This window comes from Azospira inquinata (genome assembly GCF_018905915.1).
GTDB lineage: Bacteria > Pseudomonadota > Gammaproteobacteria > Burkholderiales > Rhodocyclaceae > Azospira > Azospira inquinata.
Genome location: NZ_CP064782.1, coordinates 264,589 through 286,512, shown reverse-complemented (window position 1 = coordinate 286,512; position 21,924 = coordinate 264,589). Strand labels below are relative to the sequence as shown.

Here is a 21,924-nt window from a genome sequence, read left to right as displayed (position 1 = left end):
GGAAGGGGCTACCAGACGTTGAGAATCCACTCCTTGTTCTTTTTGTATTCCATGTCGGTGAACAAGGCGTTGGCCATTTGCTCCGCCAGCCAGGTGGCGCCTTCGTAGCCCAGCACCGGGTAGCGGTACATGCCGGCCCGGTCGTAGGTGGGAAAGCCCACCCGGACCATGGGGATGCCGTTGTCGATGGCCACGAAGCGTCCCTTGGAATGGCCCAGGATCAGGTCCGGCTTCAGGTCCTTGTTCTTGATCCGGTCTTCCAGGTCCCAGAAATCCGCGTTGGTGACCACTTCCATGTCGAAATCCACGTTTTCCACCATGGCCCGGAGCCGGGGATCGTCCTTGTAATAGACGTTGTCATCCCCGAGCAGGAGCAGCACCGGCTTCATTTCCAGGTCCAGGCAGAATTCGGCCAGGCCGATGACCAGGTCCGGATTGCCGTAGATGGCTACCCGCTTTTCCGCCAGGAACATGTGGGTAAGGTCGGTGAGGGCGTCCAGGGCGATGCCCCGTTCCTTCACCAGGGACGGGGGAATGGGCTTGCCCGTGAGCATCTTCAGGTGGCGCAGGAAGGTGTCCGTGTTGCGGATGCCGATGGGGGTGGGGCCGATGACCGTGGGCAGTTTGAACTTCTCCTGCAACCACTCCGCTGCCTTGCCCCCCTCGTACTTGTTGAGGGCGATGGTGCCCCGGGCATTGGCCGTGTCCCGCAGGTCTTCGATGGTGGTGTTGCCCTGGGACTTGGCGCTGCCGTCTGGCATCAGGGGGGAATCGAAGCCTTCGATTTCAAAGAGCACATTGGCCTGGATGTCCATTTCCCCCAGGAGGTGCTTGAGGGCCTTCACATCCCCCGGATTGACCCAGCCCGTAATCAGATTGAGCTTGTCGTTGGCTTCCCCCTTGGTGGCGAAGTATTTGACGAAATCCCGCACCGCCACGTCGTAGCCACTGATCATGCTGCCCACGAAACTGGGGGTGTGGATGGCGATCAGATGGACTTCCCGGCCCGGGTATTTTTCCTTGAGCAGGCCTTCGTTCAGCTTGCGGATCACCCCATCCACATCGTCCCCGATCACCTCCGTGGAGCAGGTGGTGATGATGGGGATGACCTTCACGTCCGGGTAGCGGGCGAGGAGCACATCCACCCCTTCCTCCACCCGGCCGCAGGCGCCGAACACCGCCCCGTCCTCGTGGAGGGAGGAGGAGGCCAGTTCAAAGCTTTCCTTGTAGTGTTGGGAAAAAATCAGACGCACGAACATGACGCAGCCCTGGCCCCCGTGGACCAGGCCGATGCAGTCCTTGACCCCGATGCTGACAAACTGGGCGCCGGCGGGCTGACAGGTGAAGATGGGGTTGATGGTGCCGACGCGGTCTTTTTCCTTGATTTCGCAGCTCATGGCGATTTCCTTAGTAATTCACAACTTTGAGTTCCAGGTTGAGGGAACCGTCGATGGTCAGCCAGTCCAGATGGGCGTGGAGGTGGCCCATGAGGGTTTTGATTTCCTCCTTGCCCAGGCTCTGGATCCAGGGAAAAAGCTCCCGGTAGGCCCGGTCCAGGCAGACCGCGTCCACCCAGTAGCACTTCTCCAGGGGGGTGGGGTTTTCCACCGCTTCGTCGCAGAGCAGCTGGGTGGTTTTGCCCAGGACACCGGCGTTTTGCTTACGCCGGTCCCAGCCCCGGGAGTTGAACTGCCAGAGGCAGTTTTTCATGATGTAGTTTTCCAGCTGGGCCACCTTGTCCCGGATGGCCTCATCCACATCGGCCAAGGGGTCGCTGGTGTACACCGGTTGGTATTTGCGTTCCTTCAAATTGGCGATATTGCCGGGGGCGTTCATGGCGGGCTCCTTTAGTCGGCCACGGCTTCCGCTTCCGCGGAGGGGCCGGTGTTGCTGGAGGGAAAGTCCGGATAGGTCTTTTTGCGCAGGTCGCTGACGCTGTCGTACTTGCCCGTGTATTCCCGCAATTCCGTGGAATGGCGCAGGTCTTCGGGCAGATTCCGGTCGGACATCATGCGGCGGGTGACAAAGCCCTGATCCCCGGGAATTTCATCCTGGCTAATGTCCAGCAGAGACAGCTGGTGGATGGGGGAATAAATGGCGTTGTAGATGTCCCGGGCGAAGCGCACCCAGCCTTCAAAGCCTTTCCAGGGGCCGTTGTGGTAGGCGTGGGCGTTGAGGTAGGGCACATTCACCTTCTTGGCCATTTCCCCGGGCCGCTTGCCGGTGAAGATTACGTCCGGCTTGAGCATTTCCAAGGCTTCCAGGCCTTCCAGCTCATTCGGGTCGTCGATGGCCAGGGTGCCCTCGCCGCAGCGGGAGATGCCCTTTTCCATATCCCCCTGGTGGCCGAACTTGGTATAGACGGACACCACCTTGACCCCCATTTCTTCCTCAATGGCGTGGGCCCAGTGCCACAGCTTGGAGCCGCCGGGCCAGAGGCAGACCTTTTTCCCTTGCAGGCGGGCTTTGTACCAGTCCAGTTCCGGCTTCCAGCGGGCGGTTTCCTCCGCAATGATTTGCTCTGCCCGGTCTTCGATGCCAAAAAAGAGGCCGATTTTGCGCAGGGAATCGCTTAAGGCCTTGAAGCCGAAGCCGTCGATATCCAGCCGGGGAATGCCGTAGCGTTCCCGCAGTTCGTCGCAGATGTATTCGGCGGAGCGGGCGCATTCCAGCACATTCAGGTGGGCCCGGTGCATACCCCGCAGGTCGTCATAGGAGCCATTGCCGGTGAAGGTGGAAAGCACCTGGATGCCCATGCGCTTGAAGTAGTCGGTCATCACCTCCTGGTCGCCCTGGATGTTGTATTCCCCCACGTAATTGATCACGTAGTCGCTGGTGATCTTGGGTTCCAGGGTGCCCACCTTCTGGTTGATCCAGGCGATGTTGATCTTGTGGTGGCCGCCGGATTGGCTGGGACCGGCGAAACCGGGGGAATTGCAGATGAAGATGTCCGTGTCAGGCAATTCCTCCATCACTTCCTGGGCAATGGCTTCGATGTCGTCACCGATCAGGGCCGTGGCGCAGGTTTGGTAAATGGTCATGCGCTTGATGTGGGGAAAGGCCTTGAAAGCTTCCAGGATGTTTTGCTTAAGCTGTTTTTCCGCGCCGAAAACGATGTGCTTTTCCTTCACGTCCGTGGCGAAGGTGTATTTCAGCTGGAAGTTGTCGTTGTCGCTGATGTAGCGCTTGGTCTGCCAGGTGTCGTAGGTGCAGCCCACCGGGCCGTGGCTGATGTGGATCACGTCCTTCATGGGGGTGCCGATGACGTGCTTGGCCCCGCAGTAGGCGCAACCCCGCTCGGAAATACTGCCGGGAATGGTGTTCAGGTAGCCCTTGGGCAGGCAGGAAGTCAGGTCTTCCCCCTTGCCTTTGATGACCGCGTGTTCCTTGCGCTCCGGGATGACCTGGCTGCACTCGAACAAATGATGGGGCATGGTGTGCTCCTTATGCTTGGATCTGTTGGGGAGGCGGGGCGACGCTTAGTCGGCCATGCCGTACTTGACCACCATGCTTTCCAGCTGATCCATGGTGAGGGGATGGGGAATAACGAAGTCTTCGTTTTCGATGATCTTCCGCCCCAGCTCGCAATATTCCTGGGCCTGGTTTTCAGCGGAATTGAACTCGGTGACGGTCTTTTTGTTGAATTCCGCCTTTTGCACCACGTTGTCCCGGGGCACGAAGTGGATCATCTTGGTGCCGATGGCGGCGGTGAATTCCTCCAGGAATTCCCGTTCCCCATCCACCTTGCGGCTGTTGCAGATAATGCCGCCCAGGCGCACCCCGCTTTGCTTGGCGTACTTCACCAGGCCTTTGCAGATGTTGTTGGCCGCATAGATGGCCATCATTTCCCCGGAGGCCACGATATAGACTTCCTGGGCCTTACCGTCCCGGATCGGCATGGCGAAACCGCCGCAGACCACGTCCCCCAGCACGTCGAAGAAAATGAAGTCCAGGTCTTCCGTGTAGGCCCCGTTGGCTTCCATCAGGTCAATGGCCGTAATTACCCCCCGGCCAGCGCAGCCCACCCCGGGTTCCGGGCCGCCGGATTCCACGCACTGGATATTTTCGTAACCCACCTTGACCACCATGTCGTTGGTGATCTTTTCCGCCCCCTGGTCCCGCAACAGGTCCATCAGGGTTTCCTGGGGTTTGCCCCCCAGGATCAGGCGGGTGGAGTCGGCCTTGGGGTCGCAGCCATGGATGAAAATTTTCTTGTCGTGGAAATGGGCCAGGGCCGCCGCCGTGTTCTGGGTGGTGGTGGATTTTCCGATACCGCCCTTGCCGTAAATGGCGATTTTGCGCGTCATGGTGTTAGCTCCTTAGGGATGAGGGAATGGCATATAAAAAGGTGTGAGCGATTTCCCTATCGCAGGGACTGTGCCAATTCCTGCTTTTGATAATGAAGAAAAAAGGGGTGGCTGGATTTTGATGACGCGGCGGTGCAAAAACCGGGGATGGTACAAAGATGAACGGTAATTCGGCGTTAAAAGGGAAATGGGCTTTTGGGTGGGGATGATTTATAAAAAATATTTATTATTTTTTGACTCTAAAAATTCCCTTTTTGATCCGGGGGTGCCGGGCCTTTGTGACTAAAAAGAACAAAATGGCTTCTGCCTGAAAAGGCCCGTTAAATCTAGCGAAGCGCACAAAATTGAGCAAAATCACTCAATTTTTCAGAAATGAACAACGGGGTGGGGCTCAGTAATCCGGCCGACTAATTGAATAGGCCTGGCTGGGGGATGGGGAGGTCGTACAAATTTGAATAAAACGATGGGTTTGTTCCTATTTGAATAGGGGTTTAATAGTTTTTTTATTAAATTCTTGACCAATAAAAATGGGTTGCCGAAAATGATTTATTCAATAGGGCGGGGAATATTCCTCAAGTTTTAAGCCCTCATTACCCCAGGAAAAAAGGAGTCCCCATGTCAGATAATCCGGCCCCCACGGAACGCCCCGATCCTCCGGATCCGGCCCGGCTCCCCGGCGGTCTTTGCAAGCGGGAACTGAGCGAGTGCCGGGTGGGGCTTTTGCCCCTGCTGTCCGACCTGACCCATCTGGTATCCGGCCAGGGCGACCTGTCGGAAATCATGGCCTCCGTGCTGGGCATGATGAAACGGCACATGAACATCGTCCGGGGCATGATTAACCTCTTCGAGCCGGACAGCGGCCTCATTTCCATCCACGACAGCTTTGGCCTGAGCGAGGAAGAGGCGGCCCGGGGCGTTTATCGCCTGGGGGAAGGGGTGACTGGGCGGGTGGTGGAGAGGGGCGAGCCCATCATCGTTGCCAAGGTGCGGGAGGAGCCCCTGTTTCTCAACCGCACCGGCCTGAATCGGCAGGCCCGGGACCAGGACCATTCCTTTCTTTGTGTGCCCATTCTGCGGGGGCGCAAGGTGCTGGGCACCATTAGTGCGGAACGCCGCTACGACAATGCCCGCCTGCTCAACCTGGACGTGAAGATTCTCACCATTCTGGCGGCTTCGGCGGCCCAGGCCATTGAACTCTATCTGCTCAAACACGTGCGCCAGGTGGCCCTGGAAAATGAAAACCGGCGCCTGCGCCAGGAATTAAAGGCCCGCTTCAAACCTTCCAACATCATCGGCAACTCCGCCCCCATGCGGGAGGTGTATCGGCTCATTGAAAAGCTCACCCGCTCCAAAACCACCGTGCTGATTCTGGGGGAAAGCGGGGTGGGCAAGGAACTGGTGGCCAGCGCTATCCATTACAACAGTGCCAATAGCCAGGGGCCCTTCGTTAAATTCAACTGCGCCGCCCTGCCGGAAAGTGTCATTGAAAGCGAGCTGTTCGGCCATGAAAAAGGGGCCTTCACCGGGGCCGTGGGCCAGCGGCGGGGCCGTTTTGAAGCGGCGGACGGAGGCAGTATTTTCCTCGATGAAATCGGGGAGCTGTCCTTACCCATGCAGGCCAAGCTGCTCCGGGTATTGCAGGAACGCAGCTTTGAGCGGGTGGGGGGCAATACTCCGGTACAGGTGGATATCCGCATCCTGGCCGCCACCAATCGTGATCTGGAAGCCATGGTGGAAGAGGGCAAGTTCCGGGAAGACCTGTTTTACCGCCTCAACGTCTTTCCCCTCTCCATTCCCCCCCTGCGGGAGCGGGGTACGGACATCATTGCCCTGGCCGAGCATTTCGCCGTCCAGATTGCCGAGGAAATGAGCCTGGAGCCCCTGCGCATCGCCACGCCCGCCCTGAATCTGCTGATGAGCTATCGCTGGCCCGGCAATGTGCGGGAACTGGAAAATGTCATCGAGCGGGCCATTCTCCTGACGGAAGACAGCGTGATCCAGGAAGACCATCTGCCCAAAGCCTTGCAGCTGGTGGAACTGGGGGAAGGGAATGGGGCCGGCCCCCTGGAAAACCGGGTCGCCGCCATGGAAATGGGCATGATCGTGGACAGCCTGAAAAGCACCCACGGCAACATCAGCAAAACCGCAGACCAACTAGGCCTCACCCGGCGCATGCTGCGCCTGCGCATGGCCAAGTACGGCTTGGAATACAAGGTGTTTCGTCGGGGTGGGGAGGGGACGGACGGCTAAACGTCTGCCGAAACTGACTTTCCTATTGGGGCGCTTGCTGATTAGCAGCTGGGATTTCCATTGAGGGGCGGCAAACGACCCGAAGTGGTAATTGCCCCTCGAAAAAAACGGACTTTCAGGAACGTTTTAGGCAACCAGCCTCGTACGCTTTTTGCGCGAGGTCCGTGATGACCGAGAGGTTAGGCGTGGTCACGTTGATGGCAAAGCAAGCGTGAACACTCACCCTTAGTGTGCGCATCAAAAATAATAATGTGTATGCAAGGCTTAACGTGGGAATGAGCGGCCTGCGCGGTTTTTCGCACAGGTCCGGTGGATTGCAGGGTCGGGCATCCTGGCGGACTAAAGCGAGCGACCATCAAAATGCTTAACGGGAAGCGACGACAACTCGACATCTTCAAGACAACGGGCGTTGACCATAACCATTGACCTGCCCGAGAGAACACCTTCGGCGAACGTATGAATCCCGCACGTTGGGCAGAAGCGATGCTTAATGGTTTGCCCGCCGAATGTGTAGGTGGCGATGTTTTCCACAGATGTGACCAGGTGAAAATTTGCGGGTGAAACACCCCACTGAAGTGCGCCCTTCTTTGAACAGATTGAACAGTTGCACTTTATAACCTGCGTAAGTTCGCCCTCGACCTCGAAGGCTACTTGACCGCAGTGACAGCTACCTTTGTATTTCACTTTTTGACTCCTTTTGCTTATTGCAAGCAGTGACGGCAAGATGAGTTACGTGAATGATCACGCCCAACGTTGGACATAACGGGCGTCGGAGCGCAGCGTTTTGGCGTCCCGTTGGCGGACTTGTTAGAGTGAGGTAATACCGCGTAAGCGTTCGGCAAGTTGCTGTACCTCGGTTGCAGTCAGGCCAACCTTCGTTGGCATTTCCCAGTCATAGAACTTCGGATCGGCGGCGGCCTCCGTAAGAAGAGCCGCGATCGAGAGCAGTTCGTTTGGCGACAACAGGTTACCCGTGAACACCTCTCGCACAGCCTCACTAATGTAATCAGCGAGCGCTACGACAGGGACGGTAACAACAACATCACCCACTGCTTCGCGCTCGGAAATAGCGCGAATAATTGCCTCGGTAAGCTTTGGCAGTACTGAGTGCATAATCTCTAACGTTTAAAATCACGGTCCTTCGCAGCTTTTCGCGCAGGACTGGTGGATTGATGGGTTAGCCGTCGCGTCATTTCTTGCACAGAGACGCAAAACCTTTGAACCTAGTTGGGTTGGCGGCGTGCGCCGCAGCCACTGCATTGAATTGTTCTCCCGTAACGGACAAGAAATCTGCGAAGAATGCCAACAAGTCGCTGGCTAAGGCACTGAAACTCTCCTCCGGTGTTCCTCCGAAATTGGGGTACTTGTGCGAAGACCAATGACCGGCAAACCGTAGGTAGTTTTCGTGATCAATCTCCGCGGTGCCGATACGGTAGCTGACTAGGCCCAACGCGTGACGGAAGTGAAACTCAAGCAAACGGTCTTCGAGCTCGAATCTTCCACTTGCGAACGTGCCACCAGAACTTGCACCGGTTGCACCTTCTTTGAATTTGAAGCCATGTGGTGCAAGGACCGGAAGCAACACTGCGACGCCAGCTCGGAGAGATTCAGTCGGAGTGGAAGTAGTCATGTGCTTGCAACGGCTAACGTTCAAGGTAACCGGCGCTCCGCCGGCTTATTGGCGGAGCGCCCGTGTTGACCGCCGAATTGATCCGCACAGGGTTAAGCGAGGACGCGGGAAAGAACCGCCGGGGCTATGAGCTTATGCAATGGAGTGACTGGAAGCATGTAGATACGCCCCAAGAGATTGTGGACATGGACGACGGTGGTTATCGCGAGCGATTGGGCGCCATTTGAAGTGGCAGGACGCTTGAAAGCCGAAAGAACAACATCAAGGTGTTTGTCACTATCACCGAGTAGTACTTCATTATCGGAGTTGGCGATGAGAGTGAAGATGCCAACTCGATCTCCTGGCAGGTAGGCCGATTCGGGTTTAGACGGATCGAATGCGCCGAGACCGCCGAGGTTCTTTAACCCAAGGAGTTGGACGACTTGGTTACGGACGGCCATGAGTGAATTAACCCACGGAGGCGTATGCGCGACAGCGGTGAGAAAGTGACCAAGAGCCGTTCGTGTAGAACGCGGAACCTCGATAGCGTAGCAATCGTAGAAATACGCACCAGGCAAGCGCTCTTTGATGGTGCTTTCGGTGGGGACGGGGGATGGATGCGCGATAGCTTTCATTGCGAGGCCCAACAATGTTTACACGGACGCATGGGTCCGTATAACAATTGATATTTATGACGTTAGATTAACTGGTTGGAGGGGCGTGTTATCAGTAAGTTAGCTCTCTGAGTGCCAGTATAACAAGCCAATATGCTAGGCAGATGCGAGAGGTGCTACGGCAGCTTTCGGACAACATCCTCTAGGACCGCCCCTGGCCGGTTATTTCCTTTCATTTCCCAATTTTGCCTACCTTGCAAGTGTGAAGTCATAACCCTGACGGGCAAGGGAAATTCGGATTTATCTCCAGCTTTTCCCTGGAAATGGGTAGGGTGGCGGGGGTGAGCTACGCCTCGTTTGAGGGGGCTCCTGGGTTGAGCCGTGGGTTGCAGGGGAGGAGGGGGTAAGGCCTTGCTTCTTTCTACTCCAAGGGGTTGTTCCCCCTCCGCTCCGGCTCCGCCCCATGGATATAAACCGTATAGGTGTCAGCGGGGCGCAGCCCGCCTGCCTGATCCAGGGCACGGCCAATAGCTCCCCGGTGGTAGGTGCCATGGTTAATCAGATGGAACAGCACTTCTCCCCGGGTCATGGTGCCACCGGCCCCGTCGAGAAAGCGAAAGTGGATGCTTTTTTCCAGCTGGTCAGGAGATAAGGCCTGGGCATAGTCCTGGAGCCATTCATTGGCAGCCGACAATCGCTCTCTTAAATCTTCCAAGGAAGGGATCGTTTCCGAGTTGGAGGTTGCGTGGGGTTCGGGGTCACCCATTAACCGCGCCCGGAAAACTTCTTCCACCCGAACCATGTGGTTCAACTGCTGCCGGGCAAAGGCTATTTGCTCCGGGAATCGGACCGGATCAATCAAGGCCACAGCCCCAATCGTCCGCCGGTCTGCCCATTGTTTATAGCGGAGTTGATTCAGGATGAATGAGATTGGCATTTTCTGCTATGTTGCCTTGCTTTAGGGCGATAAGTTGGGGGAAGGGAGCCTACTTGCTTCCTTCGTTAATATATCTGCTTCGTTGTTATACGTATTACCTTTTTTTAGGGGGGAATGTATAGCCGTAAATGACAATGTCATTGTTGAAGTCCTGTCATCTAGCTATCTGTGGATGGGGGCATATCCATGAAAATATGTGGCACTAAGAAATTGAGAGTGCGTGGCGAGTTACGGAATTTGCTGGCTGAGTTGTGTGACTCAGCCAGCTTGTAATTGTGGTGTTTAATTGCCATCGTCCTCAATTATGACGGCGCTGTCCATTATTTTCTTTGCTTTTTCCCCAAACTGCGTGTCTTTGTTTGAGTCAATATACCGGTGGTAGTAATGCAGTTCGAACCCCCGTCCCTTGTACTTGAGTAGTCCGCAGGAGAGTATATATTGCTCACTCCATTTTTTTTGCTGCGTTACCGAGTCAGGCTGAGTGGCTTCCAGCAAAAGATGTATTCTGACGCACCTCTTGTCCTTGGGGTCTTCCGCTATCTCCAATATATTGATCTTAAAATATTTGCTGTCTGCGTATCCTTCTACGATATTCCGCTTGATGGTTTCGATGTAATTGGCGATAGGCGAAATGGGGGCGTCAAGTTTTATTAAATATGCTTCGATTTCACGGTTTTCATTTTCTGAATTGCTTTTTTTGTTGAGAGTCACGCTTAAGCCATGACCTTTTATTGTCCAATCATCTTCTTGGGGTGAAGGAAATTCCAAGCCGATGCCTGCACCATTTTGGTCTTTTACCCCAATTATTACTTTCTGCGGTGCCTTCTTGTCGTTGCTGTCTGCATTAGCGTAGGCGCAAAAAATGGATAGCATTAATAATACGAAAATGTGTCTCAAAATGGTATCTCCATAGACGAGTTAATATTTGTGCGGGGGCGGAAAGAGGCTATGTTTTTAGGTGGATGTTCTCCGCCTAAAATTTTTGGGTTATTAACTGCTTTGATGATTTTTTGAAGATTAATGTCTTTCGTTGATTTGTTTTCTGATTAAATCTGTTGCAAATTCATAGAATAACAGATGACATTGTATTTCTTGTTTTGTGGGTTGGCTACTAGCCGTTAGCAGACCAAGCGGTTAGGCCGTCCTTGAGGAATTCTCTTGTATTGCCTTTCTTTGCTTATTTTTTAAGCGTTTTGTCATACGCCTGAATCCGTTCAGGAATCTCAACTTATCCCCAGCTTTCCCCCCAGCTTCTGGGGACAGCTTGAACGTTTCCCCGCCCAGGGCACCGTTAGGCGCCCTTGCTCCGGGGGGGTGACCGAGAGGCGGTGGGCGATTTTTCCTCCGCTGCCTCTTGGTTTCCCCCTTGTCATCCCCCGCCGCCCCGGCCCCCCAGCTTGCCCCTCCGGAGGGTTTGGAGCGGGGGGCGGTTATCGGATACAATTCGGCTTTCCCGCAGCTAGATCGTCATGACCAAATACGTTTTTGTCACCGGCGGCGTGGTGTCCTCTCTTGGTAAGGGCATTGCTGCCGCATCCCTGGGTGCGATTCTCGAGTCCCGCGGGCTCAAAGTCACCCACCTCAAGCTAGACCCCTACATCAACGTCGACCCGGGCACCATGAGCCCCTTCCAGCATGGGGAAGTGTTCGTCACCGAAGACGGTGCGGAGACTGACCTGGACCTGGGTCACTATGAGCGCTTTACCAGCGCCAAGATGTCCAAGCGCAACAATTTCACCACCGGTCAGATTTATGACTCGGTGCTGAAAAAAGAGCGCCGGGGTGAATATCTGGGCAAGACCGTTCAGGTCATTCCCCACATCACCGATGAGATCAAGTCCCACATTAAGGCAGGCGCCGGCGATGCGGACGTGGCCATCGTGGAAGTGGGGGGCACGGTGGGGGATATTGAATCCCTGCCGTTCCTGGAAGCCATCCGCCAGATGGGCATTGAAGAAGGCCGGGAAGGCACCTGCTTCCTGCACCTGACCCTGTTGCCCTACATTCCCACTGCCGGGGAGCTGAAGACCAAGCCCACCCAGCACTCGGTGAAGGATCTGCGGGAAATCGGTATTTTCCCCGACGCCCTCCTGTGCCGGGCCGATCGGCCTATTCCGGAGGACGAAAAGCGCAAGATCGCCCTGTTCTGTAATGTGCCCCTGGAAGGGGTCATTGAGGTGCTGGACGCGGATTCCATCTACAAGATTCCGGCCATGCTCCACGATCAGATGCTGGACGAGATTGTCTGCCACAAGCTGGGCATTCTGGCCCATTCCGCCGATCTGTCCGTGTGGGACCATCTGGTGGAAGCCATGGAGCATCCCCAGCACGACGTGGATATTGCCTTCGTGGGCAAGTACGTGGATCTCACCGAATCCTACAAGTCCCTGATTGAGGCTTTGAAGCACGCGGGCATTCACACCCGCTGCAAGGTGAATATCCATTACATCGATTCCGAAGACCTGGAAAAAGACGGTATCGGCTGTCTCCAGGGCATGGACGCCATTCTGGTGCCCGGCGGCTTCGGTAAGCGGGGCACGGAAGGCAAGATTGCCGCCATCCGTTACGCCCGGGAAAACAAGATTCCCTACCTGGGCATCTGCCTGGGGATGCAAATGGCGGTGGTGGAATTCGCCCGGGACGTGGCCGGCATGGACGGCGCCCACTCCACGGAATTTGAACCCCATACCCCCTATCCGGTGATCGGCCTGATTACGGAATGGCAGGATGCTTCCGGCAAGATTGAACACCGGGACGAGCATTCCGATCTGGGGGGCACCATGCGCCTGGGCGGCCAACGCTGCCTGCTGGGCGAGGGCAGCCTGGCCCGGGAAATTTACGGGGAACCGGAAATCCTGGAACGGCACCGGCATCGCTATGAAGTGAATAACACCCTGCTGGCCCAACTGGAAGCCAAAGGCCTCAAGGTGGCGGGTCGGGCCCCGGGTACGGATCTCTGTGAAATGGTGGAATTGCCCCGGGAAGTGCACCCCTGGTTCGTGGGTTGCCAGTTCCACCCGGAATTCACGTCCTCCCCCCGCACCGGCCATCCCCTGTTCAAGGCCTTTGTGAATGCCGCCCTGCATCAACGCGAGGGCGCCGGTAAATGAATCTCTGCGGCTTCCCCGTCGGCCTGGACCGGCCCCTGTTCCTCATCGCTGGCCCCTGTGTCGCCGAGTCGGAACAGCTGTGCCTGGACGTGGCCGGGCAGTTAAAGGAAGTCTGCGCCCGGCTGGGCATCCCCTACATTTTCAAAGCCTCCTACGACAAGGCCAACCGGAGCTCAGGCAAGAGCTTCCGGGGCCTGGGCCTGGAATCAGGCTTGAAAATCCTGGAAAGCGTCAAACGCCAGATCGGGGTGCCCGTACTCACCGACGTGCATACGGAAGGGGAAGTGCCTGCCGTGGCCGCCGTGGCGGATGTGTTGCAGACCCCCGCCTTTCTTTGCCGTCAGACCGATTTCATCCATGCGGTGGCGGCCTCCGGAAAGCCGGTGAATATTAAGAAGGGCCAGTTTCTCGCCCCCGGGGACATGAAAAACGTGGTGGCCAAGGCCAAGGAAGCCAATGGCGGGGCTGACACCATCATGGTCTGCGAACGGGGCGCCTCCTTCGGTTACAACAACCTAGTTTCCGACATGCGTTCCCTGGCCATTATGCGGGACACGGGCTGCCCGGTGGTGTTCGACGCCACCCATAGCGTCCAGTTGCCCGGCGGTCAGGGGGACAAGAGCGGCGGGCAACGGGAATTCGTACCCGTGCTGGCTCGGGCAGCGGTGGCCAGCGGCGTGGCGGGAATCTTTATGGAAACCCATCCGAATCCGGCCCAGGCCCTGTCCGACGGGCCCAATGCCTGGCCCCTGGGGCGCATGGAAAGCCTGCTCACCACCCTGGTGGCCCTGGACCGGCTGATCAAGTCCGCTCCCCTGGAGGAGTTGTCCTAGGCCGGGGCCTTGGTGCCCATCCCATTCATCCCGGGCCGAAGCCGGAACCCTGTTTGGACCCCGGCCCGGGGCAAGGTTTGTCAATTTTGAAAGAGCAAAGGGAGAATCATGAGTTCTGTCGTTGATGTCATCGCCCGCGAAATCCTGGATTCCCGCGGCAATCCCACCGTCGAAGCCGATGTGCTGTTGGAATCCGGCGTCATGGGCCGGGCGGCCGTTCCCTCCGGCGCTTCCACCGGTTCCCGCGAAGCCATTGAACTGCGGGACGGCGACGGCTCCCGTTACCTGGGCAAGGGTGTGCTCCAGGCCGTGGAAAATATCAATACGGAAATTTCCGAAGCCATCATCGGTCTGGATGCCCAGGAACAAGCCTTCATCGACAAGACCCTGATCGAGCTGGACGGCACGGAAAACAAGTCCCGCCTGGGCGCCAATGCCATGCTGGCCGTGTCCATGGCCGTGGCCAAGGCGGCGGCGGAAGAAGCCGGTTTGCCCCTCTATCGTTACTTCGGCGGTTCCGGCCCCATGCAAATGCCCGTGCCCATGATGAACATCATCAACGGGGGCGCCCACGCCAATAACAGCCTGGATTTCCAGGAATTCATGATTATGCCGGTGAGCCAAGGCTCCTTCCGGGAAGCTCTGCGCTGCGGCGCTGAAGTGTTCCATTCCCTGAAGAAGCTCCTGGACAAGAAGGGGTTCTCCACCGCCGTGGGGGATGAGGGCGGTTTCGCCCCCAACCTGGGTAGCCACGCGGAAGCCGTGCAACTGGTGCTGCAAGCCATTGAAAACGCCGGTTACGTGCCCGGTCAGGACGTGCTCATCGCCCTGGACTGCGCCGCTTCCGAGTTCTACAAGGATGGCAAGTACCACCTGGCTGGGGAAGGCCTGCAACTGACCTCCGCCCAGATGACCGACTACCTGGCCAATCTGGCCGACCAGTTCCCCATCGTCTCCATCGAAGACGGCATGGCCGAAGGGGATTGGGAAGGCTGGAAGCTGCTCACCGACCGGCTGAGCGGCAAGGTCCAGATCGTGGGGGACGACCTGTTCGTCACCAACACCAAGATCCTCAAGGAAGGCATTCAACGGGGCGTGGCCAACGCCATTCTGATCAAGGTGAACCAGATCGGTACCCTGTCCGAAACCTTCGCCGCCATCGAAATGGCTAAGCGGGCCGGTTACACCGCGGTGATTTCCCACCGCTCCGGTGAAACGGAAGATTCCACCATCGCCGATATCGCCGTGGGCCTCAACGCTGGCCAGATCAAGACCGGCTCCCTCTCCCGCTCCGACCGGATCGCCAAGTACAACCAACTGCTGCGCATCGAGGAAGATCTGGGCGATACCGCTTCCTACCCGGGTAAGGACACCTTCTACAACCTGGGCCGTTAGGCTTAAACCGGGCGCTTGCCGACTAGCCGGGGCCTATCCGCCCCGGCTTTTTTGTATGTCCCCGCCATGGGCGGGCTATGCTTTCCCAGGGGAAAGGCCCATAATCCGGGCCTGATTTTTCAACCTTTTTGCGTTTTTCCGGAAATTTTCCATGCGTTGGCTCACCGCCGCCCTTGTGGCCCTCATCGTGGCGCTCCAATACCCCCTCTGGCTGGGGAAAGGGGGCTGGCTGCGGGTGTGGGATGTGGATCGCCAGCTGCAACAGCAGCGGGACGCCAATCACAAGCTGGAAGCCCGGAATGCGGGGCTGGATGCGGAAGTCCGGGATTTGAAGCAGGGCTACGACGCCATTGAGGAACGGGCCCGCTACGAACTGGGCATGGTCAAGGAGGACGAGGTTTTCGTCCAGCTGCCGGAACAAAGCGGTAGCGCTTCCCAGACGCCGGGCATCGGCTTTGCCGCCCCCGCCACTCCCCCCGGCCTGGCGGCAGCCAAGTCCCGCCCGGCCCGGCCTGCCCCCACGGGCAAGGCGGAGGTAGAAAAATTTGTCGCCCAGGGGGCGAAAAAGCCCTGAGGCCGCCGGAGTCGGGAGTACTGAAGCCTTAGACTACCGCAGACCGCAGACCGCAGACCGCAGACCGCAACCCGCAACCCGCAACCCGCAACCCGCAACCCGCAACCCGGATCACCCGGATCACCCGGATCACCCGGATCACCCGGATCACCCGGATCACCCGGATCACCCGGATCACCCGGATTTCCGCCACTCCCCGTGGGGCGCCAGCGGCCCCCCTCCTACTTCAAGGGATGCCCCCGGTTCTTCCGAGACGGGGGCTTTATTTTTGCCCGGATTTTTCCCCGTTCCCCAGGCTTTGGGCCAGGGCCACGAAGTTGTGGGCCTGGGGCAGGGTTTGGCTGTCCAGATGGGCGACGGAAAGGCTGACCCGGGGCGGCACCCCGCCGCCGATGGGGCGATACACCACCCCGTGGACCTTTAACTGCTGCATGGATTCGGGCACCAGGGCCACCCCCAGTTCGGCGGATACCAGGGAAAGCATGGAGGCGATCTGGGGCGCGGCCTGGCCCTGGGTGGGGGTGAAACCGGCGGCCCGGCAGCTGGCCAGTACCGTGTCGTGGAGACTGCTGCCGATGGATCGGGGAGTCAGGATGAAGGGATCGTCCTTGAGGCTGGCCAGGGCAATGCCCGTGTCCGCTTCTCCCCCTTCCTGGGCCGCCGGATGGGCGGCGGGGAGGGCGGCTACCAGATTTTCTTCCGTGAGCAGGTGGTGGGCCACGGTGGGGGGCGATCCCTCCGCCGGGCGCACGATGGCCACGTCCAGGCGCTTTTCCACCAGGGCCTGGACCAGCAGGGCGGAATTGGTTTCCATCAGGCGGATTTCCACCTGGGGATAGTGGCGGCGAAATTCCCGGATGCAGGCGGGCACCACGGGATTCAATACGGCGGTGCCGGTGAACCCCAGGCGCAGGGCTCCCGTTTCCCCCCGGGCGGCCCGCTGGGCGGCGTGCATGGCTTCCGCTACCTGGGGTGGCAGGCGGCTCACTACCTCCCAGAAGGCCCGGCCCGCCTCGGTTAATTCCGCCCCGTGGGGCACCCGGTGGAAGAGGGGCGTGCCCACCTCCCGTTCCAAGTCCCGAATCTGCTGGCTCAAGGGGGGCTGGCCGATGCCCAGCCGGGCGGCGGCCCGGGTGAAATTTTTTTCCTCCGCAATGGCGAGGAAATAGCGAATGTGGCGGAGTTCCATTGATATATAAAATAGATATGGAGTTATCTAATACTATATATTGGATATATAAAAAGGGGGCCGATATACTGGGTTCATTCCTATAAAACCTGTTGTTTTCCCCATGCCTAGTTCTTCCGTCACCCTGCCTGGAGTGGGGGGTGTTCCCCCTTCCGCCGCCGTCAGTCATCCGGGTATCCTGCCCGGCACCCGGGAATACCGGAATACCATCCTGGCCCTGTTTCTCGTGGGCTTTGCCAGCTTTTCCCTGATTTACTGCGTCCAGCCCCTGTTGCCCGAATTCGCCCGGGATTTTCGGGTCAGCCCGGCCCAGAGTTCCCTGGCCCTGTCCCTCACCACCGGGCTCCTGGCCTTATCCATTTTTGCCGCCGGGGCCTATTCCCAGGGAGTGAGCCGCCGGGCCCTGATGTGCACCTCCACCCTCCTGGGGGCTGCCTGCAATATCGCCGCCGCCCTGGCGCCCAACTGGCACACCATGCTGGCCGCCCGGGCCCTGGAAGGGGTAGTGCTGGGGGGCGTGCCGGCGGTGGCCATGGCCTATCTGGGGGAAGAAATGGCCCCCGGCCACCTGGGCAAAGCCATGGGCTTTTACGTGGCGGGCACCGCCCTGGGGGCCATGATGGGCCGGGTGGGCATGGGGCTCCTGACGGAATTCGATTCCTGGCGGGGCGCCATGGGGATTCTGGGGGCCCTGGGGCTCCTGGCCACCGCTGGCTTTGTCTGGCTCTTGCCCCCCTCCCGCCATTTCACCCCCAAGCCCGGTTTTGACCTGAGCTTTCACCTGGCCGCCTGGGGCCAGCATTTACGTAACCCCAAGCTGCTGCGCCTGTTTGGCGGCGGTTTCACCCTTACCAGCGTTTTTGTCACCCTGTTCAACTACGCCAGTTTTCGTCTTTCCCAGCCCCCTTATGGCCTGGGGCAGACGGCCTGCGCCATGATTTTCCTTACCTACGCCTTTGGGGTTTTTTCCTCTTCCGCCGCCGGCAGTCTGGCGGACAAAATGGGGCGGCGGCCGGTGATTCTTATGGGCTTTCTCTTGATGCTGGCGGGGCTGGCGCTGACTTTATTTTCCAGCCTCTTCATCCTCATCACCGGGATTGCCCTGGTCACCGCCGGCTATTTCATCGCCCATTCCGTGGTGAGCGGCTCCATCGGCCCCCTGGCCGGGCTCACCAAGGGCCATGCTTCCTCCCTCTACCTGCTTTTCTACTACATGGGCTCCAGCATTACGGGCTCCGTGGGGGGCTGGTTCTGGCAGCACGGGGGCTGGCCCGGGGTGTGCGCCCTGACCGGCGCCATGGGTCTCCTGGGCCTGGTATTGACCCGGGTACGGACGGAGGACTGAGCGATTGGGAGACGCTGCCGCCCCCGGGAAGGGGCGGCGGGATGGTCAGGCTCCGAAGGGACTGGCTTGGGGGCGGGGGCTAGGTCGAGGGTTGCGGGCAAGAGGCTCCCGAGCCTCGTCTTGAGGGGCTTGCCCCGTCAGCCCCCGGGGGCCGGCAGGTTTATTCCACCAGATCGATTTGCCCGGAAACCGTGGCGGTAATGGTGCTTTCTCCCCCTTCCACGGGCATGGGGGCGGCCTCTGCCGCCAGCATTTTGGTTCTCATCATGGGCATGACCGGGCGTTCGCCGTTAGTGTTGATGGAGATATGGCGAATGCGCCAGGGCTTGCCCAGGCTAGCGGCCACCAGGGCGGCCCGGGCCTTGAAGGCCGTCAGGGCGTCCTGGATGGCCCCGTCCTCCGCCCGCTGGCGCCCTTCCGGACTGGGCTGGAACTGGAGGGTTTCCAGCATCAGGGTGTTCTGGAGTTTACCCAGCAATTCCGCCAAGGCGGTGCTGTCCCCGGATTCCAGCTCAATTTCACTGCGCAGGCGCCAGCTGTCCACCCGGCCGTTTTTGCCATAAACCGGAAAGGTCTGGCTGGTGCCGCTTTTGGCTTTCACCTGGGGATAGGCCTTGGCCAGGCGCAGGCCGGAGGCGATGAGGGGATTGACTTTGGCGGCCAGGGCCGCCGGGGTGGCACCGCTGGCTTCCGTAAACACCACGGCCTGGAGCTGGTCATTGACCGCCGGGCGGCTGGCGCTGACGGACAAATCCGCCCTGGGCGGCATATTTTCCGGCTCCGCAGCAGAGGCCAGGGCGGGCCAGGCCAGCCCCAGCCAGAGGCAGCACAGGAGGGGGCGGAAAGGGCGAGGAAAGGTCATGGGGGACTCCTGGGAAAAATAAAGGTCGGGGGACGGAGGACCGTGGTACCGGGCCCAGTCTAGGGGATTTTGCGCCCCGGCGTCAGGGGGCGGAGCGCGGAGGGGCGCATTTCGGGAACCGTGGGGGGGCCATGGTTGGGGCTTGGGAGGTGCGTGCGAGGGGCTGCTAGGGTGCGCCCCCGGGGCCCGGCCAGACTATTCGGCCCCGCCGGGCAGGAGGACCGCCGCCCCCTGGAGCTCGCCCCGCCGCAGCCGTTCCAGGGCCGTGTTGGCTTCCTTCAGGGGGAAAGGGGTGACCTGGGTATGAACCGGCACCCGGGGGGCCAGGGCCAGGAATTCCTCCCCATCCTGGCGGGTCAGATTGGCCACGGAGCGCACCGTCCTTTCCCCCCAGAGCAGGGCATAGGGAAAGCTGGGGATGTCGCTCATGTGGATACCGGCGCAGACCACCGTGCCCCCCTTGCGGGTAGCGGCTAGGGCGGCGGGCACCAGGCTCCCCACCGGGGCGAAGAGCAGGGCGGCGTCCAGTTCCCGGGGCGGCCGCTGTTCCGAGGCCCCGACCCAGACCGCCCCCAACTCCCGGGCGAAGGCCTGGCTTTCCCGGTCTCCTTCCCGGGTGAAAGCGTAGATTTCCCGGCCTTGCCAGCGGGCCACCTGGGCGATGATGTGGGCGGCGGCGCCAAAACCGTAGATGCCCAGATGACGGGCGTTTCCAGCCATGCTTAGGGCCCGGTAGCCGATTAGCCCGGCGCAGAGCAGGGGAGCTAGGTGGGCCGGGTCTCCGGCTTCGTCCATGGGAAAGCAGTAGCGCTCGTCCGCCAGGGTGTATTCCCCGTAGCCCCCTTGAATCTGGTAGCCGGTGAATCGGGCCTGGTCACAGAGGTTTTCCTCCCCGCCCTGGCAGTAGGCGCAATGGCCGCAGGTCCAGCCCAGCCAGGGCACTCCCACCCGCTGCCCCAGGGCCAGCCCGGTGACCCCGTCCCCCAGGGCCGCCACCCGGCCGACGATTTCGTGGCCCGGGACCATGGGCAACTGGGGATCGGGCAACTCCCCATCCACCAGATGGAGGTCCGTGCGACACACCCCGCAGGCTTCCACCCGCAGTAATACCTGGCCCGGGCCAGGCAGGGTGAGGGGCCGGCTTTCCGCCACCAGGGGTTGCCCCGGCCCATGGAGGACCATGGCGGTGTAGTGGTTGGGCAGAGCGCTAGGGAGGGGGGCAGTCATGGCAGGGGCCGGGGAAAAAGATGGGTCCATTGTAAAGAATTGGCGCTGGGGTGGCGGGGCGGGGAGCGGGGTTGGGGGCGAGGGAGAGCGTTCGGTCTGGGGAAGTCTTTCCGGGGAGGGGGCAGGTGGTGCTATCCGGTACAGGAGGAATGGGGGGGCTCCGGTTGCCGGGATAGTTTCCTTCCTGGGCGGGGCGGTAGTCTTTCCATCTCCATCTCCGTCTCCGCCTCAGGCTCCGTCTCCGTCTCCGTCTCCGTCTCCGTCTCAGGCTCAGGCTCAGGCTCCGTCTCCGTCTCAGGCTCAGGCTCCGTCTCCGCCTCAGGCTCAGGCTCAGGCCCAGGCCCAGGCCCAGGCCCAGGCCCAGGCCCAGGCCCAGGCCCAGGCCCAGGCCCAGGCCCAGGCCCAGCCCAGCCCAGCCCAGCCCAGCCCAGCCCAGCCCAGCCCAGCCCAGCCCAGCCCAGCCCAGCCCAGCCCAGCCCAGCCCAGCCAGCCCAGCCCAGCCCAGCCAGCCCAGCCAGCCAGCCAGCCAGCCAGCCAGCCAGCCAGCCAGCCAGCCAGCCCGGGGGCTTCTCCCCGTCATATTCCTTTCCGGCGATAGAGAAAATGTGACTTTCCGCCATGGTCAGAGCCGGGAAGCTCCGTTAGAATCCGCCCAACTCGCTTCCGCCCCCGGAACGCGGGGGCCGCCCTTGAAGGAGTGACCATGTTGAAACCCGGACAACCGGCGCCCGATTTCGAATTGCCCGATGCGGATATGGAGCCGGTGGCCTTGTCGAGTTTTCGCGGCCAGCGCCACGTGGTTCTCCTTTTCTATCCCAAGGACGGGACGCCCAGCTGCACCCTGGAAGTGACCGATTTTTCCGACCACGATCAGGAATTCGCCCGGCGGGACTGTGTCCTGATCGGCGTTAACCGGGAAGACTGCCTGAAACACGCGGATTTCCGGGACGAACACGGTATCGCCCTGTCCCTTTTGTCCGATGTGGAAGGGGTGGTGTGCAAGCGTTACGGCGTCTGGCAGGCCAAGGAAGTGGATGGGCAAAAGCGCTATGGCGTGGTCCGTTCCACCTTTGTCATCGACAAGGCGGGAACCCTCCGCCATGCCCTCTATGACGTGACCCCCCGGGGACATGCCGCAGAAGTGTTGCGGCTGGTGCAAGCCCTTTAAATTTCGTTAGGACCATCATGCAAATTGCCAAAAATACTGTCGTCACCCTGGATTACAACGTCACCGATCCGGATGGCGCCCTGGTGGACGGGGGCCAGGAGCCTCTGGTTTATCTCCACGGCGGCTACGACGACATTTTCCCCAAGATCGAGGAGGCCCTCCAGGGCAAGGACGTGGGGGAAACCCTGAAGGTCAAGCTGCAACCGGACGACGCCTTCGGCGAATACGATCCGGCCCTGGTCCAGATCGAACCCCGGGCCGAATTCCCCGAAGTCCTGGAAGTGGGCATGCAGTTTGAAGGCGCCCCGGAAGGTGTGGATGAGGAAGACTTCGTCCTCTATCGGGTCACCGACATTGCGGACGGCAAGGTAGTGCTGGATGGCAACCATCCCCTGGCTGGCACTTCCCTGGTGTTCTCCTGCACCGTTACCGACGTGCGTCCCGCCAGCGAGGAAGAATTGGAGCACGGCCACGTGCATCACGAACACCACCACGACGAAGGCT

19 protein-coding genes and 2 pseudogenes are annotated in these 21,924 nt (G+C 59.7%); 8 read left to right on the top strand and 13 right to left on the bottom strand.

What is annotated here, in order from left to right:
• Positions 1 to 8: 8 nt before the first annotated feature.
• Genes anfK through nifH form a run of 4 tightly spaced genes read right to left on the bottom strand, consistent with a single transcriptional unit; the run spans position 9 to position 4,307 of the window.
• On the bottom strand, positions 9 to 1,397 hold the full coding sequence (anfK, locus tag Azoinq_RS01270) for a Fe-only nitrogenase subunit beta (protein WP_216127668.1): 1,389 nt from the start codon (positions 1,395 to 1,397) through the stop codon (positions 9 to 11).
• 10 nt (positions 1,398 to 1,407) lie between these two features.
• Positions 1,408 to 1,836: a Fe-only nitrogenase subunit delta gene (gene anfG, locus Azoinq_RS01265; RefSeq protein WP_216127672.1), complete on the bottom strand. Its 429-nt coding sequence runs from the start codon at positions 1,834 to 1,836 to the stop codon at positions 1,408 to 1,410.
• 11 nt (positions 1,837 to 1,847) lie between these two features.
• Entirely contained in the window at positions 1,848 to 3,434 is a 1,587-nt protein-coding gene (gene anfD / locus Azoinq_RS01260) for a nitrogenase iron-iron protein, alpha chain (RefSeq protein WP_216127674.1), read from the bottom strand.
• A gap of 45 nt (positions 3,435 to 3,479) precedes the next feature.
• Positions 3,480 to 4,307, bottom strand: coding sequence for a nitrogenase iron protein (gene nifH, locus Azoinq_RS01255; protein WP_216127676.1), 828 nt, complete (start codon positions 4,305 to 4,307; stop codon positions 3,480 to 3,482).
• Between the two features lie 615 nt (positions 4,308 to 4,922).
• Between nifH and Azoinq_RS01250 the strand changes: the two genes are divergently transcribed.
• On the top strand, positions 4,923 to 6,557 hold the full coding sequence (locus tag Azoinq_RS01250) for a sigma-54-dependent Fis family transcriptional regulator (protein ID WP_216127680.1): 1,635 nt from the start codon (positions 4,923 to 4,925) through the stop codon (positions 6,555 to 6,557).
• Between the two features lie 339 nt (positions 6,558 to 6,896).
• Here the strand turns inward: Azoinq_RS01250 and Azoinq_RS01245 are convergent, their stop codons facing one another.
• The 6 genes from Azoinq_RS01245 to Azoinq_RS01220 all read right to left on the bottom strand — a co-directional run bounded on the left by Azoinq_RS01245 (position 6,897) and on the right by Azoinq_RS01220 (position 10,614).
• Positions 6,897 to 7,241, bottom strand: coding sequence for a GFA family protein (locus Azoinq_RS01245; RefSeq protein ID WP_216127683.1), 345 nt, complete (start codon positions 7,239 to 7,241; stop codon positions 6,897 to 6,899).
• Positions 7,242 to 7,364: 123 nt separating this feature from the next.
• Positions 7,365 to 7,670 (bottom strand): hypothetical protein, encoded by a 306-nt coding sequence (locus Azoinq_RS01240; protein ID WP_216127685.1) that lies wholly within the window; start codon positions 7,668 to 7,670, stop codon positions 7,365 to 7,367.
• Between the two features lie 76 nt (positions 7,671 to 7,746).
• Positions 7,747 to 8,187: a hypothetical protein gene (locus tag Azoinq_RS01235; RefSeq protein ID WP_216127688.1), complete on the bottom strand. Its 441-nt coding sequence runs from the start codon at positions 8,185 to 8,187 to the stop codon at positions 7,747 to 7,749.
• Between the two features lie 92 nt (positions 8,188 to 8,279).
• Positions 8,280 to 8,801 (bottom strand): DUF2867 domain-containing protein, encoded by a 522-nt coding sequence (locus Azoinq_RS01230; protein ID WP_216127692.1) that lies wholly within the window; start codon positions 8,799 to 8,801, stop codon positions 8,280 to 8,282.
• A 400-nt stretch (positions 8,802 to 9,201) separates the two neighbouring features.
• A complete protein-coding gene (locus Azoinq_RS01225; RefSeq protein ID WP_216127695.1) occupies positions 9,202 to 9,717 on the bottom strand; it encodes a DinB family protein in 516 nt (171 codons plus the stop codon).
• Positions 9,718 to 9,999: 282 nt separating this feature from the next.
• Positions 10,000 to 10,614 carry a hypothetical protein gene (locus Azoinq_RS01220; RefSeq protein ID WP_216127697.1) on the bottom strand — a complete coding sequence of 205 codons (615 nt, stop codon included), beginning with the start codon at positions 10,612 to 10,614 and terminating at the stop codon, positions 10,000 to 10,002.
• 572 nt (positions 10,615 to 11,186) lie between these two features.
• On the opposite strand from Azoinq_RS01220, the gene Azoinq_RS01215 reads away from it, so the two are divergent.
• The 4 genes and pseudogenes from Azoinq_RS01215 to ftsB all read left to right on the top strand — a co-directional run.
• The gene (locus tag Azoinq_RS01215) at positions 11,187 to 12,827 is read left to right on the top strand and encodes a CTP synthase (protein WP_216127700.1); all 1,641 of its coding nucleotides are present in this window, start codon (positions 11,187 to 11,189) and stop codon (positions 12,825 to 12,827) included.
• A complete protein-coding gene (gene kdsA, locus Azoinq_RS01210; protein ID WP_216127703.1) occupies positions 12,824 to 13,660 on the top strand; it encodes a 3-deoxy-8-phosphooctulonate synthase in 837 nt (278 codons plus the stop codon). The genes Azoinq_RS01215 and kdsA overlap by 4 nt, the downstream gene beginning before the upstream one ends.
• Before the next feature lie 108 nt (positions 13,661 to 13,768).
• Positions 13,769 to 15,055 carry a phosphopyruvate hydratase gene (gene eno / locus Azoinq_RS01205; RefSeq protein ID WP_216127707.1) on the top strand — a complete coding sequence of 429 codons (1,287 nt, stop codon included), beginning with the start codon at positions 13,769 to 13,771 and terminating at the stop codon, positions 15,053 to 15,055.
• 151 nt (positions 15,056 to 15,206) lie between these two features.
• Positions 15,207 to 15,476 (top strand): annotated as a pseudogene (gene ftsB, locus Azoinq_RS14765) (cell division protein FtsB); the annotation flags it as partial.
• 415 nt (positions 15,477 to 15,891) lie between these two features.
• Here the strand turns inward: ftsB and Azoinq_RS01195 are convergent.
• Entirely contained in the window at positions 15,892 to 16,818 is a 927-nt protein-coding gene (locus Azoinq_RS01195) for a LysR family transcriptional regulator (RefSeq protein ID WP_216127713.1), read from the bottom strand.
• 103 nt (positions 16,819 to 16,921) lie between these two features.
• Between Azoinq_RS01195 and Azoinq_RS01190 the strand changes: the two genes are divergently transcribed.
• A complete protein-coding gene (locus Azoinq_RS01190) occupies positions 16,922 to 18,163 on the top strand; it encodes an MFS transporter (RefSeq protein ID WP_216127716.1) in 1,242 nt (413 codons plus the stop codon).
• Between the two features lie 160 nt (positions 18,164 to 18,323).
• On the opposite strand, the gene Azoinq_RS01185 is transcribed toward Azoinq_RS01190, so the two are convergent.
• Together Azoinq_RS01185 and Azoinq_RS01180 are read right to left on the bottom strand one after the other, a co-directional pair.
• Positions 18,324 to 19,025 carry an SIMPL domain-containing protein gene (locus tag Azoinq_RS01185; RefSeq protein WP_216127720.1) on the bottom strand — a complete coding sequence of 234 codons (702 nt, stop codon included), beginning with the start codon at positions 19,023 to 19,025 and terminating at the stop codon, positions 18,324 to 18,326.
• A 195-nt stretch (positions 19,026 to 19,220) separates the two neighbouring features.
• Entirely contained in the window at positions 19,221 to 20,252 is a 1,032-nt protein-coding gene (locus Azoinq_RS01180) for a zinc-dependent alcohol dehydrogenase family protein (protein WP_216127723.1), read from the bottom strand.
• 703 nt (positions 20,253 to 20,955) lie between these two features.
• Between Azoinq_RS01180 and Azoinq_RS01175 the strand changes: the two genes are divergently transcribed.
• The gene (locus Azoinq_RS01175) at positions 20,956 to 21,420 is read left to right on the top strand and encodes a peroxiredoxin (RefSeq protein ID WP_216127725.1); all 465 of its coding nucleotides are present in this window, start codon (positions 20,956 to 20,958) and stop codon (positions 21,418 to 21,420) included.
• 17 nt (positions 21,421 to 21,437) lie between these two features.
• A pseudogene (locus tag Azoinq_RS01170) lies at positions 21,438 to 21,914 on the top strand (FKBP-type peptidyl-prolyl cis-trans isomerase); the annotation flags it as partial.
• Between the last annotated feature and the right edge of the window lie 10 nt (positions 21,915 to 21,924).

Coding starts and splice junctions, on each gene's coding strand:
- anfK (WP_216127668.1), bottom strand. CDS start 1,397: ATGAGCTGCGAAATCAAGGAAAAAGACCGCGTCGGCACCATCAACCCC.
- anfG (WP_216127672.1), bottom strand. CDS start 1,836: ATGAACGCCCCCGGCAATATCGCCAATTTGAAGGAACGCAAATACCAA.
- anfD (WP_216127674.1), bottom strand. CDS start 3,434: ATGCCCCATCATTTGTTCGAGTGCAGCCAGGTCATCCCGGAGCGCAAG.
- nifH (WP_216127676.1), bottom strand. CDS start 4,307: ATGACGCGCAAAATCGCCATTTACGGCAAGGGCGGTATCGGAAAATCC.
- Azoinq_RS01250 (WP_216127680.1), top strand. CDS start 4,923: ATGTCAGATAATCCGGCCCCCACGGAACGCCCCGATCCTCCGGATCCG.
- Azoinq_RS01240 (WP_216127685.1), bottom strand. CDS start 7,670: ATGCACTCAGTACTGCCAAAGCTTACCGAGGCAATTATTCGCGCTATT.
- Azoinq_RS01235 (WP_216127688.1), bottom strand. CDS start 8,187: ATGACTACTTCCACTCCGACTGAATCTCTCCGAGCTGGCGTCGCAGTG.
- Azoinq_RS01230 (WP_216127692.1), bottom strand. CDS start 8,801: ATGAAAGCTATCGCGCATCCATCCCCCGTCCCCACCGAAAGCACCATC.
- Azoinq_RS01225 (WP_216127695.1), bottom strand. CDS start 9,717: ATGCCAATCTCATTCATCCTGAATCAACTCCGCTATAAACAATGGGCA.
- Azoinq_RS01215 (WP_216127700.1), top strand. CDS start 11,187: ATGACCAAATACGTTTTTGTCACCGGCGGCGTGGTGTCCTCTCTTGGT.
- kdsA (WP_216127703.1), top strand. CDS start 12,824: ATGAATCTCTGCGGCTTCCCCGTCGGCCTGGACCGGCCCCTGTTCCTC.
- eno (WP_216127707.1), top strand. CDS start 13,769: ATGAGTTCTGTCGTTGATGTCATCGCCCGCGAAATCCTGGATTCCCGC.
- Azoinq_RS01195 (WP_216127713.1), bottom strand. CDS start 16,818: ATGGAACTCCGCCACATTCGCTATTTCCTCGCCATTGCGGAGGAAAAA.
- Azoinq_RS01190 (WP_216127716.1), top strand. CDS start 16,922: ATGCCTAGTTCTTCCGTCACCCTGCCTGGAGTGGGGGGTGTTCCCCCT.
- Azoinq_RS01185 (WP_216127720.1), bottom strand. CDS start 19,025: ATGACCTTTCCTCGCCCTTTCCGCCCCCTCCTGTGCTGCCTCTGGCTG.
- Azoinq_RS01180 (WP_216127723.1), bottom strand. CDS start 20,252: ATGACTGCCCCCCTCCCTAGCGCTCTGCCCAACCACTACACCGCCATG.
- Azoinq_RS01175 (WP_216127725.1), top strand. CDS start 20,956: ATGTTGAAACCCGGACAACCGGCGCCCGATTTCGAATTGCCCGATGCG.